This is a genomic window from Pseudomonas sp. ATCC 43928 (genome assembly GCF_005938665.2).
GTDB lineage: Bacteria > Pseudomonadota > Gammaproteobacteria > Pseudomonadales > Pseudomonadaceae > Aquipseudomonas.
On the sequence record NZ_CP041753.1, the window covers coordinates 347,013 to 365,363 of the forward strand.

Sequence of the window (18,351 nt, forward strand, 5' to 3'; positions counted from 1 at the left end):
TCGGTTGAGACGAAAGCTCTTAACCAACCGCTCTTTAACAACTGAATCAAGCAATTCGTGTGGGTGCTTGTGGAGTCAGACTGATAGTCAACAAGATTATCAGCATCACAAGTTACTCCGCGAGAAATCAAAGATGTAACCAACGATTGCTGAGCCAAGTTTAGGGTTTCTTAAAAACCCAAAGATGTTTGAACTGAAGAGTTTGATCATGGCTCAGATTGAACGCTGGCGGCAGGCCTAACACATGCAAGTCGAGCGGCAGCACGGGTACTTGTACCTGGTGGCGAGCGGCGGACGGGTGAGTAATGCCTAGGAATCTGCCTGGTAGTGGGGGATAACGTTCGGAAACGAACGCTAATACCGCATACGTCCTACGGGAGAAAGCAGGGGACCTTCGGGCCTTGCGCTATCAGATGAGCCTAGGTCGGATTAGCTAGTTGGTGAGGTAATGGCTCACCAAGGCGACGATCCGTAACTGGTCTGAGAGGATGATCAGTCACACTGGAACTGAGACACGGTCCAGACTCCTACGGGAGGCAGCAGTGGGGAATATTGGACAATGGGCGAAAGCCTGATCCAGCCATGCCGCGTGTGTGAAGAAGGTCTTCGGATTGTAAAGCACTTTAAGTTGGGAGGAAGGGCAGTTACCTAATACGTAATTGTTTTGACGTTACCGACAGAATAAGCACCGGCTAACTCTGTGCCAGCAGCCGCGGTAATACAGAGGGTGCAAGCGTTAATCGGAATTACTGGGCGTAAAGCGCGCGTAGGTGGTTCGTTAAGTTGGATGTGAAATCCCCGGGCTCAACCTGGGAACTGCATTCAAAACTGTCGAGCTAGAGTATGGTAGAGGGTGGTGGAATTTCCTGTGTAGCGGTGAAATGCGTAGATATAGGAAGGAACACCAGTGGCGAAGGCGACCACCTGGACTGATACTGACACTGAGGTGCGAAAGCGTGGGGAGCAAACAGGATTAGATACCCTGGTAGTCCACGCCGTAAACGATGTCAACTAGCCGTTGGGAGCCTTGAGCTCTTAGTGGCGCAGCTAACGCATTAAGTTGACCGCCTGGGGAGTACGGCCGCAAGGTTAAAACTCAAATGAATTGACGGGGGCCCGCACAAGCGGTGGAGCATGTGGTTTAATTCGAAGCAACGCGAAGAACCTTACCAGGCCTTGACATCCAATGAACTTTCCAGAGATGGATTGGTGCCTTCGGGAACATTGAGACAGGTGCTGCATGGCTGTCGTCAGCTCGTGTCGTGAGATGTTGGGTTAAGTCCCGTAACGAGCGCAACCCTTGTCCTTAGTTACCAGCACGTTATGGTGGGCACTCTAAGGAGACTGCCGGTGACAAACCGGAGGAAGGTGGGGATGACGTCAAGTCATCATGGCCCTTACGGCCTGGGCTACACACGTGCTACAATGGTCGGTACAGAGGGTTGCCAAGCCGCGAGGTGGAGCTAATCCCATAAAACCGATCGTAGTCCGGATCGCAGTCTGCAACTCGACTGCGTGAAGTCGGAATCGCTAGTAATCGCGAATCAGAATGTCGCGGTGAATACGTTCCCGGGCCTTGTACACACCGCCCGTCACACCATGGGAGTGGGTTGCACCAGAAGTAGCTAGTCTAACCTTCGGGGGGACGGTTACCACGGTGTGATTCATGACTGGGGTGAAGTCGTAACAAGGTAGCCGTAGGGGAACCTGCGGCTGGATCACCTCCTTAATCGACGACATCAGCTGCTCCATAAGTTCCCACACGAATTGCTTGATTCATTGAAGAAGACGATAGGCTGACCATGTGAGGTGGCCTTGAATCGTTAAAGCTTAGAAATGAATATTCCGCTGTGAATATTGATTTCTAGTCTTTTGATTAGATCGTTCTTTAAAAATTTGGGTATGTGATAGAAAGATAGACTGAACGTTACTTTCACTGGTAACGGATCAGGCTAAGGTAAAATTTGTGAGTTGCTCTTAATTGAGCATGCGAATTTTCGGCGAATGTCGTCTTCACAGTATAACCAGATTGCTTGGGGTTATATGGTCAAGTGAAGAAGCGCATACGGTGGATGCCTTGGCAGTCAGAGGCGATGAAAGACGTGGTAGCCTGCGAAAAGCTTCGGGGAGTCGGCAAACAGACTTTGATCCGGAGATGTCTGAATGGGGGAACCCAGCCATCATAAGATGGTTATCTTGTACTGAATACATAGGTGCAAGAGGCGAACCAGGGGAACTGAAACATCTAAGTACCCTGAGGAAAAGAAATCAACCGAGATTCCCTTAGTAGTGGCGAGCGAACGGGGACTAGCCCTTAAGTTGATTTGAGATTAGCGGAACGCTCTGGAAAGTGCGGCCATAGTGGGTGATAGCCCTGTACGCGAAAATCTCTTGTCAATGAAATCGAGTAGGACGGAGCACGAGAAACTTTGTCTGAATATGGGGGGACCATCCTCCAAGGCTAAATACTACTGACTGACCGATAGTGAACTAGTACCGTGAGGGAAAGGCGAAAAGAACCCCGGAGAGGGGAGTGAAATAGATCCTGAAACCGTATGCGTACAAGCAGTGGGAGCCCACTTTGTTGGGTGACTGCGTACCTTTTGTATAATGGGTCAGCGACTTATTTTCAGTGGCGAGCTTAACCGAATAGGGGAGGCGTAGCGAAAGCGAGTCTTAATAGGGCGTCTAGTCGCTGGGAATAGACCCGAAACCGGGCGATCTATCCATGGGCAGGTTGAAGGTTAGGTAACACTGACTGGAGGACCGAACCGACTACCGTTGAAAAGTTAGCGGATGACCTGTGGATCGGAGTGAAAGGCTAATCAAGCTCGGAGATAGCTGGTTCTCCTCGAAAGCTATTTAGGTAGCGCCTCATGTATCACTGTAGGGGGTAGAGCACTGTTTCGGCTAGGGGGTCATCCCGACTTACCAAACCGATGCAAACTCCGAATACCTACAAGTGCCGAGCATGGGAGACACACGGCGGGTGCTAACGTCCGTCGTGAAAAGGGAAACAACCCAGACCGTCAGCTAAGGTCCCAAAGTTATGGTTAAGTGGGAAACGATGTGGGAAGGCTTAGACAGCTAGGAGGTTGGCTTAGAAGCAGCCACCCTTTAAAGAAAGCGTAATAGCTCACTAGTCGAGTCGGCCTGCGCGGAAGATGTAACGGGGCTCAAACCATACACCGAAGCTACGGGTATCACTTAGGTGATGCGGTAGAGGAGCGTTCTGTAAGCCTGTGAAGGTGAGTTGAGAAGCTTGCTGGAGGTATCAGAAGTGCGAATGCTGACATGAGTAACGACAATGGGTGTGAAAAACACCCACGCCGAAAGACCAAGGTTTCCTGCGCAACGTTAATCGACGCAGGGTTAGTCGGTCCCTAAGGCGAGGCTGAAAAGCGTAGTCGATGGAAAACAGGTTAATATTCCTGTACTTCTGGTTATTGCGATGGAGGGACGGAGAAGGCTAGGCCAGCTTGGCGTTGGTTGTCCAAGTTTAAGGTGGTAGGCTGGAATCTTAGGTAAATCCGGGATTCTAAGGCCGAGAGCTGATGACGAGTGTTCTTTTAGAACACGAAGTGGTTGATGCCATGCTTCCAAGAAAAGCTTCTAAGCTTCAGGTAACCAGGAACCGTACCCCAAACCGACACAGGTGGTTGGGTAGAGAATACCAAGGCGCTTGAGAGAACTCGGGTGAAGGAACTAGGCAAAATGGCACCGTAACTTCGGGAGAAGGTGCGCCGGTGAGGGTGAAGCACTTGCTGCGTAAGCCCACGCCGGTCGAAGATACCAGGCCGCTGCGACTGTTTATTAAAAACACAGCACTCTGCAAACACGAAAGTGGACGTATAGGGTGTGACGCCTGCCCGGTGCCGGAAGGTTAATTGATGGGGTTAGCTAACGCGAAGCTCTTGATCGAAGCCCCGGTAAACGGCGGCCGTAACTATAACGGTCCTAAGGTAGCGAAATTCCTTGTCGGGTAAGTTCCGACCTGCACGAATGGCGTAACGATGGCGGCGCTGTCTCCACCCGAGACTCAGTGAAATTGAAATCGCTGTGAAGATGCAGTGTATCCGCGGCTAGACGGAAAGACCCCGTGAACCTTTACTATAGCTTTGCACTGGACTTTGAATTTGCTTGTGTAGGATAGGTGGGAGGCTTTGAAGCGTGGACGCCAGTTCGCGTGGAGCCATCCTTGAAATACCACCCTGGCAACTTTGAGGTTCTAACTCAGGTCCGTTATCCGGATCGAGGACAGTGTATGGTGGGTAGTTTGACTGGGGCGGTCTCCTCCTAAAGAGTAACGGAGGAGTACGAAGGTGCGCTCAGACCGGTCGGAAATCGGTCGTAGAGTATAAAGGCAAAAGCGCGCTTGACTGCGAGACAGACACGTCGAGCAGGTACGAAAGTAGGTCTTAGTGATCCGGTGGTTCTGTATGGAAGGGCCATCGCTCAACGGATAAAAGGTACTCCGGGGATAACAGGCTGATACCGCCCAAGAGTTCATATCGACGGCGGTGTTTGGCACCTCGATGTCGGCTCATCACATCCTGGGGCTGAAGCCGGTCCCAAGGGTATGGCTGTTCGCCATTTAAAGTGGTACGCGAGCTGGGTTTAGAACGTCGTGAGACAGTTCGGTCCCTATCTGCCGTGGACGTTTGAGATTTGAGAGGGGCTGCTCCTAGTACGAGAGGACCGGAGTGGACGAACCTCTGGTGTTCCGGTTGTCACGCCAGTGGCATTGCCGGGTAGCTATGTTCGGAATAGATAACCGCTGAAAGCATCTAAGCGGGAAACTAGCCTCAAGATGAGATCTCACTGGGACCTTGAGTCCCCTGAAGGGCCGTCGAAGACTACGACGTTGATAGGTTGGGTGTGTAAGCGCTGTGAGGCGTTGAGCTAACCAATACTAATTGCCCGTGAGGCTTGACCATATAACACCCAAGCAATTTGCTGATCCGAAAGGACACCAGATTGCGGTGTGTGAAGACGCAATGAACCGAAAGTTCGCAAGCATTCACAAAAACCGCACAAACTATCGCATACCCAATTTGCTGAAGCGTCGAAAGACGGTTCGGTACCCGAATTTCTTGACGACCATAGAGCATTGGAACCACCTGATCCCATCCCGAACTCAGAAGTGAAACGATGCATCGCCGATGGTAGTGTGGGGTTTCCCCATGTGAGAGTAGGTCATCGTCAAGATTAAATTCCGAAACCCCTATCTGCGTATGCAGGTAGGGGTTTTGTTTTAGTAGAAGTCTCCAATTTTGCCGGCACGTTACCGCTGTAACGGGCTGGTCACAGAATTTCTTGACGACTATAGAGCATTGGAACCACCTGATCCCATCCCGAACTCAGAAGTGAAACGATGCATCGCCGATGGTAGTGTGGGGTTTCCCCATGTGAGAGTAGGTCATCGTCAAGATTAAATTCCGAAACCCCTGTCTGCTTATGCAGACAGGGGTTTTGTCTTTCTGGGCTTATAGAAGTCTAAGTCTGAAGCGGGTCAAATCCAGGTCTGCGTGTCTCGCTACTCCTTCGAGCCAGTAGCATCAGATATAGACCCCCCTCATCGATACACCACAGCCAAAACACCCAACACCGCGATCATGACGTGCGGTAAGCCCAATAATCCGTCCCTTCTAGCACGCCGTTCGGCGGTTATCTGACGAGTTTTGTACAAATCCTTAAGTTTTCTCCCGCTCGTGCCGAAAGACTGGTGAGACATGCGTGCACCAAAGTAGAGCGGCTTCAGAATGCCGTCTGCGCTGTTACATGGAATGTTGCAACCCGGAACGCATCCCCACTTTTGGCATAAGAAGTCCCATGAAATGAATCTCAAGTTCAGCCATAAAATCCTGCTGGCCGCTTCAGGCGTCGTGGTGCTGGCGTTTGCGTTGTTCACTTTGTACAACGACTATCTGCAACGAAACACCATTCGGCAAAACATCGAGTCCTCCGTTGAGCAAGCAGGCGACCTGACTGCCAGCAGCGTGCAGAACTGGATGAGCGGCCGCGTGCTGGTCCTGGAAAACCTCGCGCAGAACGTCGCCCATCAGGGTGCCAATGCTGACTTGCCAGGGCTGGTCGATCAACCGGCCCTCACCTCGAACTTCCAGTTCACCTACGTCGGGCAGGCCAATGGCATGTTCACCCAGCGCCCCGACGCGAAGATGCCAGACGGCTACGACCCGCGTCAGCGCCCCTGGTACAAACAAGCCGTGGTCGCCGACAAGACCATGCTGACCCCGCCTTATATGGCTGCGGTCGGCGGGCTGGTGGTGACCGTTGCCATACCGGTGAAAAAGAACAGCGAACTGCTGGGCGTGGTCGGCGGTGACCTGAGCCTGGAAACCCTGGTGAAAATCATCAACTCGGTGGACTTCGGTGGTATCGGTCACGCATTCCTGGTCAGTGCCGACGGTCAGGTGATCGTCAGTCCGGACAAAGACCAAGTGATGAAGAACCTGAAAGACATCTATCCGGGTTCCAGTGTTCGCATCGAGAAAGGCATCCAGGAAGTCGTACTGAACAAGCAGGACCGCATCCTCTCGTTCACACCGGTGAGCGGTTTGCCGAATGCCGAGTGGTACGTTGGTCTATCGATCGACAAGGCCAAGGCCTATGCACCACTGAGCCAGTTCCGCACCTCGGCGCTGATCGCGATGTTCATCGCTGTGACGGCCATTGCCGTGCTGCTGAGCTTGCTGATCAACGTGCTGATGCGTCCGCTGACCACGATGGGCCGTGCGATGCAGGACATCGCTCAGGGCGAGGGCGACCTGACCCGTCGTCTGGTCGTAGAAAGCAAAGACGAGTTCGGCGAGTTGGGTGGATCCTTCAACCAGTTCGTGGAGCGGATTCACGCATCGATTTGCGAAGTGTCCTCGGCGACCCGCCAGGTTCATGATCTGTCGCAACGGGTGATGGCATCGTCCAACGCTTCTATCATCGGCTCCGACGAACAAAGCGCCCGCACCAACAGCGTGGCCGCGGCGATCAACCAATTGGGCGCCGCCACCCAGGAAATCGCCCGCAATGCCGCTGATGCTTCGCAACACGCCAGCGGCGCGAGCGAGCAGGCCGATGACGGCCGTCAGGTGGTGGAACAAACCATCCAGGCCATGACCGAGCTGTCGCAGAAAATCAGCCTGTCCTGCACGCAGATCGAGACCCTGAACGCGAGCACCGACAACATCGGCCACATTCTGGATGTGATCAAAGGCATCTCCCAGCAGACCAATCTGTTGGCGCTCAACGCGGCCATCGAAGCGGCCCGTGCCGGTGAGGCCGGTCGTGGTTTTGCGGTGGTGGCGGATGAGGTGCGCAACCTGGCTCATCGCACCCAGGAGTCGGCGGAAGAGATCCACAAGATGATCAGCTCGCTGCAGATCGGTTCTCGCGAGGCGGTGACTACGATGAACGCCAGTCAGGTGTCCAGCGAGCAGAGCGTCGAAGTGGCGAACCAGGCCGGCCTGCGACTGGTCAGCGTGACCCAGCGCATCGGCGAAATCGACGGCATGAACCAATCGGTGGCCGCGGCGACCGAAGAGCAGACGGCCGTGGTCGAAACCCTCAACGTCGACGTCAACCAGATCAACCTGCTGAACCAGCAGAGCGTGGCCAACCTCAATGAAACATTGAAGGATTGTGATGCGCTGTCCCAGCAGGCCAATCGTTTGAAGCAACTGGTTGATAGCTTCAAGATCTGATTGAGGTCAGTAGGATCGCGTTATCGTTCTTCGCGTGAAAGCCTCGCTCCTACAAGAGCTAACCTGTAGAAGCGAGGCTTGCCTGCGATAGCGGTAGATCAGTCACCGCTGAACCGAAGCGCTACACAAACAGCTTCACCACATTCCCCATCGCATCATCGGCAAACCCCTGAACGAACTGCTTGAACCCCGGCAGGGCCTCGGCGCCGCCCTGGGCCGGTTCGGCGATGATCGTCCAGGTCGCCCGCGAGTTGTCTGTACCCAGGGATTCCACACTCATCGCCGCCCACAAATTGGCCACGCCCAAGGTGTTGTAGATCGTGGTCCAGGTCATGTTCAGCGCCTGGTCGTTGCGGGAGTTGAGCTGCTCGACCACCAGGTTGCCGTCCTTAAAGAACTTCTTGCGCAGCGACGACACACCTTCGCCGGTCATCTCGATGTGCGACAGCGCCGGAATGAATCGGTCGAAGCCGGCAAAATTGCCGACCACTGTCCAGACTCGCGCCGCGTCGGCCGGTACTTCCACCGAAGACACAACGTGGCAGCCTTGAGGGTTTTTGATCAGGGTATCGGGTTGCAGAGTATTCATGTTTTTTGCTCCGTGCGGGGTTAGGGTGAATCAGATGAAGTTGATTTCTTTGAGGTAGTCGCAGCCGCGTCGCAGCAGCGCCGGGGATTTTTCCGGGTAGTGCGCGCCCATCTGCCGTACACCGGCCTGGGCGTTGTCGTGGCCGATCATCGAGATGTCGCCGATGTCTTCCTCGAAGCCGTTGAGGTAGAAACCCAGCACGCCAAACAGCGCGTTATCACTGTCGACCCGGCCCAATTGCTGCTGCCAGTCGGCGACGCTGACCATCGAGAACTCCCGACCGGCTTCGCGAAAGGAAGCCACGTAGGTGTCCCAGCTCAGGGGTTCGGGGTTGTGCAGGTTGAACACCGCTTTTTCGGCCTGGTAACGGCTGGCATGGAAGGCGATGAAACGGGCGAGAAAATCCACCGGCATCAGGTCGAAATTCAGTGCGAACTCCGGTACCTGACCGAGCTGGATCGAGCCCTTGAGCATCAGCATCAGGCGATTCTTGTGGGGCTGGCAGACGCCGGTGAGGCTGTTGAAGCTGATATTGCCGGGGCGATAAAGATTGACCCGAACCCCACGTTCCCGCGCCCTTTCGAGGATCCGCTCGCCGACCCATTTGGACAGGTTGTAGCCGTTCTTGATGTAGATCGGCGGTGTCTGCGCGGCGGGCAACTCCAGGACCCGGCCATCGTCGGAAATCGTGCTGGACGCCGAGAGCGTCGAGACGAAGTTGAAGATCTTCTTGCTGCGTCCTTCACACAGGCGCAGACACTCGAAAATCGGTTCGACGTTATCCCGCGCCAACGACTCGTAATCGAGGACGTGATTGACGTTGGCGGCGTTGTGCACCAGTGCGCCGAACTCTCGATCCAGCCGTTCGTAAACCGCTTCGCTGAGCCCCAGTTGCGGGCGAGTGATGTCTGCCGCGTAAACCTGCACCCGGCTCAGGTCCAGATGCTCCAGGCGGTTTTCCCGCAACGCATCCGCAAAGCGTTGCGCCGCCGATTGCCCATCGCCATCGCGCACCAGGCACGCCACTTCGCTGGCGCCCCAGGCCAGCAGCGCTTCGACGATATGCACACCGACAAAGCTGTTGGCGCCGGTGACGATCACCTTGTGCACATCGCCCATTCGGCTGATCGGCAGCGGCTCGATGTCCAGTTCACGGAAGGCATCGGCCAGGGCTTTTTCACTCAACACTTCCTCGGTCCCGGAGCCGCGCACCAACGTCGCCAGCTTCGCAATCGTCGGTAGTTCGATGAAGCGGTTGATCGAGATACTGCGGCCGAACTCCTCACGCAAACGCAGGAGCATGCGCGACAGCAGGATCGAGTGCCCACCGAGGTTGAAGAAGCTTTCGTCGGTGGAAATGTCGCTGGCGGGCAGCTCCAGCAGCTCAGCCCAGATTTCCAACAACAGCGCTTCATCGGCGCTGGCGGGCAAACACCGTGGGCTGTTTTCGGTCACGTTGACGGGCAATTCCAGCAGCGCTTTGCGGTCGACCTTGCCGTTGCTGGCGAACGGCATGCTCGCCAGTTCAGTCCAGGCGATCGGCTGCATGTAGTCCGGCAGAAACTGCATCGCATGGGCTTTCAAGGCTTCGCGAGCGGCACCGGGTTGCGCTTCCTGGGGTTGCGCGAGAAAGGCCAGAATCCGTCGATGACAATCGATGACCACCGCCACCTGACGGTATAGCTGGCTGTCGCGCAGGCAGCGTTCGATCTCTTCCGGCTCGACCCGAAAGCCGCGAATCTTCACCTGATTGTCTCGCCGTCCGCACAGCTCGATACCGTCGGCGGTCCACTTGGCCATGTCGCCGGAGCGGTAGGCGCGCAGGCTCTGGCCGTTCGGCAGGTGCAGGTTCAGATAGCGTTCGGCAGTCTGCTGCGGATTGTTCAGGTAACCCAGGCACACCCCCGGGCCGACGATGTACAACTCACCGACGGTTTGCTCGGTCACCGGTTGCAAATCCTCATCGAGGATCAGCACCTGACTGTTGGCAATCGGTGCACCGAGGGTCCGGTTGCTGTCGCCGGTACGCAGTTGCCGCGCGGTGATCAGCACCGTGGCTTCGGTCGGGCCATAGAGGTTGTAGAGATTGCCTTGGCGGGTCAGTTGCTGGACTACGTAGGGTTCGCAGACATCGCCGCCGGTCATCACATGATCGAGGACCTGCAACTGATCCAGCGGCAGGATGCTCAGCAAGGCTGGCGGCAAAAAGGCATGGCTGAGTTGTTGGTGGCGGATCAGCTCGACCAGTTGCAGCGGGTCGCGACGTTGGTCCTCGTTGGGCACGATCAGCTCTGCACCCTGCAGCAGGGTCGGGAAGATATCGATCAATGACGAGTCGAAACTCAACGATGAAAACTGCAACGCCCGGCTCTGTTCGGTCAGCTGCACGTAGTCGGCGTACCACGCGGTGAAGTGCGCGAGGTTGGCCTGGCTGAGCAGCACGCCTTTGGGGTGACCTGTGGTGCCCGAGGTGTAGAGCGCCATGCATGGCGCGTCGAGATCGGGGCGTTGGCGCATCAAGGGTTGATCGAGGTTCACATCGCCGCTGTCGATACGGCTGATGTCCAGCCCCGGCATCGTCTCGCTGAGTGGATGCTCTCCGTCATGCAGCAACAACACCGCTCCAGCGTTTTCCAGAATGTACTGCTGACGTTGCAGCGGGTGGCTCGGCTCCAGCGGCAGGTACACCGCACCGCTGCCGAGGATCGCCAGAATCCCCGCATACAACGCACTGCATTTTGGCAGGCAAACTCCGACCACCAGAGGCCCTTGATGCTGATCGAGCAACGGTTGCAATCGCTGTTGGATGGCGCGGCTGTGGGCGTGCAGTTCTCGATAGGTCAGCGACGTGCCGGCGATGTTCAGCGCCGCACGCTCGGCAGACTGAATAAAGCGCTGTTCAAGCCGCTCGATCATCGGGATCTGCCCAAGTTGCAGAAGTCGTGGTTCTGCCGTGTTGTTGAGACGGTGGACGAAGGCCAGGTGCTCTAAAAACAGCAGGTTTTCCACCTGTTCGAAGTGCGCGGAAATCGTCGGCTCGGCCTGCAGGAAATAGTCGGCATCCCGGGAGAAGCGGCTGACCAGCAGCGCCACATGATCGACCAGCTCGGCCACCGCTCGCAGGCGCAATGCCTGGCCGTTGCCGGACAACTCTTCGGCGACCGGCACGCGACTCAACGGCGTCGAGTTGTACGTGCACAGCAGGTCCAGCGGTGGCAGCCCGCTAGTTCCCGACACCCCGACACCCACTTGCAGCATCAGGTGCGGCGCATTGCCGAAGTCCCGAAATGGCAGGCTCGCATCGTCGATCAGCAAATCAAATAGGCCTGGCGGTGGTTCTTCCACATTCGCAAGTCGCGCCAGTGAATGACCGTGTTGTTCGAGCTCCAGCGCCAGTTCGGTCAGGGCCTGGCTTTGCCCGATGAGCAAAATATCGAGACGTCTCATGATGTTCTCCTCGTTAAACCAGGTAGTCGCTCAGGGCGCTTTGCACGCACGGTGAATCGAGCAGCGAACTGCTGCGGAAAAACCGCACGATGTTGGCGACCAGCGGGTGATGGCGATTGATCGGGAAGGCCAGCCCCGACATTTCGCTCTTGAGGGCTTGACGTGCTGCGTCGCTGATCTGCAAGGCGTCGATCAGGCGGAAGTCGAAGGACTTCTGGATGTCGTTGGTCAGGTAATGGCCGATGAACACCGGCAGGATGTGCGCGATGCACTGGCGATCGTCTTCGCTTGCGGTGTGCCAGTAGATGCGCACCAACCGCGACCAGAACCCGGAATGACGGCCCTCGTCCAGCAAGTGGTCGGCCATCAGGCCCTTGATCGATTGCTTGACCGTGTCGTCCTTGGCGAACGCCGCCACGTCGCCGGTCACGGTGTTCTCGGCGATGGCCACGCAGATCAGCTCCACAGCGCTGCGCAGGTGCTCCGGTGCGAGGGCCACGGCCGCCGGGATGGCACGGCTCAGTTCGATTTCATCCGGCAGTTCGATGGGGGTGATGCCGGTCATGGCGACGGTCTGCTGCATGAAGTCCATGGCCACCAGAGCGTGGTAATCCTCGTCCACCACCACGGTCATGGCGTCGTAGCGACAGGCGAACGGGAACGCCACGCTGAAGCGGTTTTTAGCGATGCTGCGGGCAGTTTTGTCGACGATCTCGGTTTCGAAAATCACCACGTCATTGATGAACTTGTAGAGCGTCTGTACCAGGGCGAAGTCCCGTTGTTCCGGGCATTCGCGCAGGAAGGTTTCGCTCAGCACCAGCGGCTGGCGGCTCAGCGGATAGATCAGCTTGTCGTCGTTCTCCAGCACACGCCGGGGGCGGGTGCGAATGGTTGCGCGGCTTTCCCAGGCGTCGGCGAAGGATTGGTAGTCGGCGGCATTCATGCGTTCACCTCGGCAACCGGTTCGCTCATGCTCAGGCGCAAGCCGTCCCACAGGGCGATGCGACTTTCCACGGCGGCGATGGCGCTGGCGTATACGTCTTCTTCGCGCTGCGGATCGCCATTGACCAGGCGTGCGAGGAGTTTTTCCGCCGCCGGGCCGTGGTCTTCGGAGTCGACTTCGATGTGCCGTTCCAGGTAGTAACGGAAGGTCGGCGCTTGTTCGATGCCAATGCCCCAGTCGTCGAGAATCCGCTGGAACATCTGCGGGATGACACTCTCGCGGCCGTGCAGAAACGCCGCCGCCACACTATGCCCCGGCGCATGCAACGCGGTGTGCAAGGTGTGGCGTACGAACTGTGCGGCCGCCGGGTCGACGTCCACGCTTTGCAAGGCCACGTCGTAGCTCACGCCTTCTTTTTGCAACGCCACGAAGCGTTCGACGGCGACCGTGCTTGCACCGACTTCGCGCATCGCATCCAGGTACAACTCGAAATGGCTGTAGTGACCTTGGGCGGGACGATCATCGGACTCTTCACCGAGCACGATCTCGTTGATCAGACGCGCGGCCTGCGGATCTCGTGGCGGTAGCCAGGGCAGCTGAACGCAGGTCAGTTCCTGTTGCAGGCGTTTGGTCAGCGACATGAAATCCCACACTGCGAACACATGGGTTTCCATGAAGCGTTGAAGCACCGATAACGAATGTATTTCAGAAAAAATCGGGTGCGCACTAAGTTCTGCTTTCTTCTGATTAAGACGATCTTTAGTCGGTTTCATGAGCGAGCCTATAAGTGATCTGGAATACCGTTGAGGGGGTGTTGATCAATAAGTAACGGTTGCTTGAAGTTTTCTATTGGCGAGCGGGTGCCTCAATTGAATTGATGCTTATTAGGGTTATGCAATCGCTGAGTAGTGCTTGGCCCCGGTGTTTGTGGGCGGCGGAGAAAAACTAATGCATGAATAAAGTGTCGGGCAAGTGTTTTTTTAATTAATTGAAAGTTTAACTTTTTCGAGTGCGACAAGTTCCAATAAGACTTTTATTTAAAGTTTTATTTGGGCGTAGTTGCTCCTTTCGGCGTATATAAGCCAAAATTCAAATAAAGAGTGAATGCCTCACTCGAAGCAACTTTCTACTTGGGTCATTGATGTGATCTGAGGGGGTGGAAGTTGGCTGGGAGCGACGCCGGTTCTTCCTTTCCCGTGACAAGACTCCTTCCGTTGGTTCTTGTGGTGCGGGTGACTGCTCCGGGGTGCGGTGCGTCGCCCGTCATTATTCGTTGGCAGCTCAAGAGTGAGCGTAATTCACGGCGCTCGCTATCACCCCTGCATGATCTGATAGGTGCAATTATCGGGCTCGTGGGTGACAGGGCTTTGGGAGTGGGCATGAAGTCGCTGCACACCGGCGCGGTGTGGGCGAAAGGGGGATTTGTAAGCAGATTTGTTCGTCGAGCAGTCCAGGGGCGGATCAACCAGAAATCGCGGCGAGCCGTTCAATGGCTCGCTCGGGGTTGTCACCGCGGTTTACTTCGAGGTTTTCCTGCGCTGCGCCTCAGGGCTTGCGAGGTAGTGCGTAATGACTTCGACACCCCGGTTGAGGTGGTTTTCGAGCAACATCACCGAGTGCTCGATATCCCGGTCCTCGGCGGCCCGCAACAGCGCTCGGTGATCCTCCTGGGACAGTTTGCCCAGGCCCATGGCTTCCAGGTTGAATCGCAGGAAGCGTTCCTCTTCGTTCAACCCGTCTTCGACCAGCTTCAGCAGCCGCTGGTTGGGGGCTTTGTTGTAAAGCGCCATGTGGAACAGGCGATTGAGCCGGCCGATCTCGGTGTAGTCGTGTTCCGTTTCCAACTCGTCGATGTAGTGTGCAGCCTGTTTGAAATCGGCGTCTTCAAGCAGGGGGATCGACCGACGCAAGGCTTCGGACTCCAGCAGGATCCGCAACTCATACGTCTCTGCCGCATCGCCCTGAACCAACGGTGCGACCACCGCGCCTTTATGGGCGATCACGTTGAGCAGCGCTTGCGCTTCAAGCTGGCGCAAGGCTTCGCGCACCGGCATGCGGCTAACGCCGAACAGGTCGGCGAGGTCTTGCTGACGCAGGGCGGTGCCGCAAGGAATTCGACCGTCGAGAATGGCCGCGCGCAGGGTTTCTTCGATCACCGAGCGTGCCAGATGAGCGGGAATCGGCCCGTTGACCTTGATGCTGCTGAGAGGGTTGGGCTTCTGTGTCACGACAAACGCACCCTGATTGGCTGAAGTATTTGGATCCAAATGGACACTAGTGACTGCCTGACGGGTTGTCAAACGGTCAAAAGGCGCAGTCTTCGGCAGCTCCTGCAGACTTCGGCACAGGAGTTGCCGAAGGCTGCGATCTTTTTATTGCACCCGTAATGCAAAGTTTAGCGTGTTGGCGGTGATCTCACCGTGCCATTGTCTTTTAGCAGACTAACCTTCACCATCAAGCCAGATTTCCATCTGCCTGATCTGGATGCCTCGCATTGGCGGTACGTTTCGCGATCCCTCGGACTTTGCGCTGGCTAGGCTGCGCACTGCTGCTGGCCGGCGTCATGCTGGGCGGGCTGCATGCCGACTGGGATTTTTCGCTGATCAGCCGTCGTGCGCAGGCATTGTACGGGCCTTTGGGTGAAGGGCGGCAGCGCATCGATGCCTGGCAGCAGTTGCTGGCCACGCAAAAACAAGTCGGCGAGCTGGAGCAACTCAACGTGGTCAACCAGTTCTTCAACAGGCAGATGCGCTACGAAGAAGACATCGACCTGTGGCACGAGGTCGATTATTGGGAAACCCCCATCGAAGCCTTGTGGAAGGGCGCCGGCGATTGCGAAGACTACGCTATCGCCAAGTATTTCAGTCTGCGTCATCTTGGTGTCTCCAGTGACAAGCTGCGCATTACCTACGTCAAGGCTTTGCGCCTGAACCGCGCGCACATGGTGCTGACCTACTACGCGAGCCCCGAGGCCATGCCTTTGGTGCTCGACAGCCTGATCGATGCAATCAAGCCCGCCAACCAGCGAACCGATTTGCTGCCGGTCTACTCTTTCAATGCCGAAGGGTTGTGGCTGCCGGGTGCCAAGGGCAACAAGAAGGTCGGAGACACCAAACGCCTGTCTCGCTGGCAGGACGTGTTGAAGAAAATGCAGGCCGAAGGTTTCCCGGTCGAGACGATTAACTAGGAGCACGCGCTCAGATGTCTTTGTTCAAACAGCTGTTGATCGCTATTTGTCTGTTCCTGGTGGTCGCCTTCACCGGCAGCTTCATGGTCAGTCTGGAAAGCTCTCGCACCCAGTACGTCAACCAGTTGCGTTCTCACGCCCAGGACGCCGCGACGGCATTGGCGCTGTCCCTGACGCCGAACATCGACGACCCGGCGATGGTCGAGTTGCTGGTCAGCTCAATCTTCGACAGCGGTTACTACGCGAGCATCCGCGTGGTCGATCTGGCCAATGACAAGACGATTGTCGAGCGCAGCGGCATCCCCGCGGTCACCAACGTGCCCGACTGGTTCGTCAAACTGATCGGCCTGGAACCGGCCGGTGGCGATGCGATTGTCAGCCGTGGCTGGGAGCAGGCCGCGCGGGTCGAGGTGGTCAGCCATCCGATGTTCGCGTTGGCCAAGCTGTGGCAGAGCGCGTTGGGCAGCCTCGGCTGGTTGCTGCTCTGCGGCGCGGTGAGTGCGGTGCTGGGCGCGTTGTTGCTGCGTCGGCAACTGAAGCCGCTGGACTACATGGTCAAGCAATCCCATGCCATTGCTCGCCGGGAATTCTTAAGCCTGCCAGAACTGCCGCGCACCCCGGAACTGCGCCGGGTGGTGCAGGCCATGAACCAGATGGTCGAGAAGCTCAAGGCGCTGTTCCAGGAGCAGGCCGAACGCAGTGAAAAGCTGCGGGCCGAGTCCTATCAGGACAACCTGACCGGCCTGGCCAACCGGCGCTATTTCGAAATGCAATTGAACGCGCGTTTGAACAACTCGGAGCAGGCCAGCTCCGGTTATTTGCTGCTGTTGCGGGTGAAGGATCTGGCCGGTTTGAACCAGCGGCTGGGCGGTCAGCGTACCGATGAATTGTTGAAAGCGGTCGGCGAGCAGTTGTCCCGCGAGTGTGCCAAGTACCCGGAAACCCAGAACCTCGTGACGCGTATTCGTGGCGGGGAATTCGCCGTGCTGGCACCGGGGCTGGTGCGTGAAGAAGCGCTGCAACTGGCGAGTAATCTCGAAAGTGCCTTGGGGAGCCTGCATGCGACGGGCGCCACGGACGTGGCTTCGGTGGCTTCGATCGGGTTGGCGCCGTTTGCCCATGGCGACTCGCCGCAAGCGGTGATCGGCTTGGCGGATCAGGCACTGGCCCAGGCAGAAAGCCAGGGTGAACCGAGCTGGGCATGCCTCGATCAGGGCGCGCCGGCGCGGGTTGGCGACGATCACCACGCCTGGCACACCCTGCTGGATCAGGCGTTGGACCAGCAGCGTTTCGAGCTGTATTTCCAGCCGGTGGTGGCCAGCCACGACACAGAGTTGGTGCTGCATTACAAAGTGCTGTCGCGCCTGCTCGACGAGCAGGACCAGACCATTCCCGCCGGGCGTTTCTTGCCATGGCTTGAGCGTTTCGGCTGGACCGCGCGACTGGACCGTTTGATGCTGGAGTTGGTGCTCGAGCAGATGGTCGACCATGAGGAGTCGCTGGCGCTGAACCTGTCTTCGGCGACACTGGCGGACCCGCAGGCGCTGAACGCAGTGTTCGATATCCTGCGTCAGCATTCGAATCTTGGCGAACGACTGACCCTGGAAATCGGCGAAGAGCAACTGCCCGAGCAGGCGGTACTGGAGCAGCTGACGCGGCGTTTGCGTGAGCTTGGGTTCTCGCTGAGTCTGCAGCGTTTTGGTGGGCGCTTCAGCATGATCGGCAACCTGGCGCGGCTGGGGCTGGCGTATCTGAAGATCGACGGCAGTTACATCCGCGCGATTGATCAGGAGAGCGACAAGCGTCTGTTCATCGAGGCGATTCAGCGAGCGGCGCACAGCATCGATTTGCCGTTGATTGCCGAGCGGGTCGAGACCGAAGGGGAGTTGTCGGTGATTCGCGAGATGGGGTTGTACGGGGTTCAGGGGCAGTTGTTTGGTGAGCCGAAGCCTTGGCAGTAGCCCGCTCATCATTCCCACGCAGAGCGTGGGAATGATCGGCGTCAGGGGTTAAATCAACCCCGTCTCATCATCATCGATCAACTGGCTCAACCCGCCCAACGCCTCACGTGCCTGGGTCCGGTCCATCAGCTTGGCCTGTGCGGCCGGCGGCAGGTCGGTGACGCGGATCACGCCTTTTTGGGTCAGCACCTGAATCAAGTCGTCGAGTACCCGAATCATCTCCAGGTCGCTCTGCTTGAGCTGCTTGAGGCTGGTCTCCACCACTTCGTGGGCATACCAGGCCTGGATTTCATGGTGGTCGGCCGGCAGCGTTTCCGTGGCCTCGGCGTAGGCCGTGGCTTCCACGCGCACTAACTGACCTTGCGCATCGCGTTGCACGTAAAACATTAAGCATCCCTCGGAAATGGACCAGCGTCGTGCTGTCAGCAGCATAGGCCAACGCAGGCGAGTATGCGGTGCGACGACGAAATCGTCACCCGTGAGGTGTGGGCATACATGACGGCCGC

The 18,351-nt window shown here is 57.0% G+C and carries 9 protein-coding genes and 4 rRNA genes; 7 read left to right on the forward strand and 6 right to left on the reverse strand.

The window, feature by feature from the left end; all coding sequences use genetic code 11:
• Positions 1-190: 190 nt before the first annotated feature.
• The 5 genes from FFH90_RS01635 to FFH90_RS01655 all read left to right on the forward strand — a co-directional run bounded on the left by FFH90_RS01635 (position 191) and on the right by FFH90_RS01655 (position 7,718).
• Positions 191-1,729 (forward strand): 16S ribosomal RNA (locus tag FFH90_RS01635).
• Positions 1,730-2,045: 316 nt separating this feature from the next.
• Positions 2,046-4,937 (forward strand): 23S ribosomal RNA (locus FFH90_RS01640).
• Between the two features lie 155 nt (positions 4,938-5,092).
• A 5S ribosomal RNA gene (gene rrf, locus FFH90_RS01645) occupies positions 5,093-5,208 on the forward strand.
• A 107-nt stretch (positions 5,209-5,315) separates the two neighbouring features.
• Positions 5,316-5,431 (forward strand): 5S ribosomal RNA (rrf, locus tag FFH90_RS01650).
• The 16S, 23S and 5S rRNA genes sit together here, the layout of an rRNA operon.
• Positions 5,432-5,837: 406 nt before the next feature.
• Positions 5,838-7,718: a methyl-accepting chemotaxis protein gene (locus FFH90_RS01655; protein WP_018930308.1), complete on the forward strand. Its 1,881-nt coding sequence runs from the start codon at positions 5,838-5,840 to the stop codon at positions 7,716-7,718.
• A gap of 121 nt (positions 7,719-7,839) precedes the next feature.
• Here FFH90_RS01655 and FFH90_RS01660 read toward each other — a convergent pair whose 3' ends face one another.
• From FFH90_RS01660 to FFH90_RS01680, 5 genes are all read right to left on the reverse strand, one after another.
• Positions 7,840-8,307: an SRPBCC family protein gene (locus FFH90_RS01660; RefSeq protein ID WP_018930307.1), complete on the reverse strand. Its 468-nt coding sequence runs from the start codon at positions 8,305-8,307 to the stop codon at positions 7,840-7,842.
• 30 nt (positions 8,308-8,337) lie between these two features.
• Positions 8,338-11,754, reverse strand: coding sequence for a non-ribosomal peptide synthetase (locus FFH90_RS01665; protein ID WP_138866589.1), 3,417 nt, complete (start codon positions 11,752-11,754; stop codon positions 8,338-8,340).
• Positions 11,755-11,767: 13 nt separating this feature from the next.
• Positions 11,768-12,697, reverse strand: coding sequence for a diiron oxygenase (locus tag FFH90_RS01670; RefSeq protein WP_018930305.1), 930 nt, complete (start codon positions 12,695-12,697; stop codon positions 11,768-11,770).
• Positions 12,694-13,470, reverse strand: a complete 777-nt coding sequence (locus FFH90_RS01675) for a DUF3050 domain-containing protein (RefSeq protein ID WP_019582916.1) — start codon at positions 13,468-13,470, stop codon at positions 12,694-12,696. Before FFH90_RS01675 ends, FFH90_RS01670 begins: the two co-directional genes overlap by 4 nt.
• Before the next feature lie 744 nt (positions 13,471-14,214).
• On the reverse strand, positions 14,215-14,925 hold the full coding sequence (locus FFH90_RS01680; protein ID WP_018930303.1) for a GntR family transcriptional regulator: 711 nt from the start codon (positions 14,923-14,925) through the stop codon (positions 14,215-14,217).
• Between the two features lie 266 nt (positions 14,926-15,191).
• On the opposite strand from FFH90_RS01680, the gene lapG reads away from it, so the two are divergent.
• Together lapG and lapD are read left to right on the forward strand one after the other, a co-directional pair.
• Positions 15,192-15,884, forward strand: a complete 693-nt coding sequence (gene lapG, locus FFH90_RS01685; RefSeq protein ID WP_018930302.1) for a cysteine protease LapG — start codon at positions 15,192-15,194, stop codon at positions 15,882-15,884.
• A gap of 14 nt (positions 15,885-15,898) precedes the next feature.
• Positions 15,899-17,845 (forward strand): cyclic di-GMP receptor LapD, encoded by a 1,947-nt coding sequence (gene lapD / locus FFH90_RS01690; RefSeq protein ID WP_018930301.1) that lies wholly within the window; start codon positions 15,899-15,901, stop codon positions 17,843-17,845.
• A 48-nt stretch (positions 17,846-17,893) separates the two neighbouring features.
• Here the strand turns inward: lapD and FFH90_RS01695 are convergent, their stop codons facing one another.
• On the reverse strand, positions 17,894-18,232 hold the full coding sequence (locus FFH90_RS01695; RefSeq protein WP_019582912.1) for a hypothetical protein: 339 nt from the start codon (positions 18,230-18,232) through the stop codon (positions 17,894-17,896).
• Positions 18,233-18,351: the final 119 nt, after the last annotated feature.

Bases quoted from the DNA above. Each gene is read 5' to 3' on its own strand.
- FFH90_RS01695 (WP_019582912.1), bottom strand. From the start codon at position 18,232: ATGTTTTACGTGCAACGCGATGCGCAAGGTCAGTTAGTGCGCGTGGAA.
- FFH90_RS01660 (WP_018930307.1), bottom strand. From the start codon at position 8,307: ATGAATACTCTGCAACCCGATACCCTGATCAAAAACCCTCAAGGCTGC.
- FFH90_RS01655 (WP_018930308.1), top strand. From the start codon at position 5,838: ATGAATCTCAAGTTCAGCCATAAAATCCTGCTGGCCGCTTCAGGCGTC.
- FFH90_RS01665 (WP_138866589.1), bottom strand. From the start codon at position 11,754: ATGAGACGTCTCGATATTTTGCTCATCGGGCAAAGCCAGGCCCTGACC.
- lapD (WP_018930301.1), top strand. From the start codon at position 15,899: ATGTCTTTGTTCAAACAGCTGTTGATCGCTATTTGTCTGTTCCTGGTG.
- FFH90_RS01675 (WP_019582916.1), bottom strand. From the start codon at position 13,470: ATGAAACCGACTAAAGATCGTCTTAATCAGAAGAAAGCAGAACTTAGT.
- FFH90_RS01670 (WP_018930305.1), bottom strand. From the start codon at position 12,697: ATGAATGCCGCCGACTACCAATCCTTCGCCGACGCCTGGGAAAGCCGC.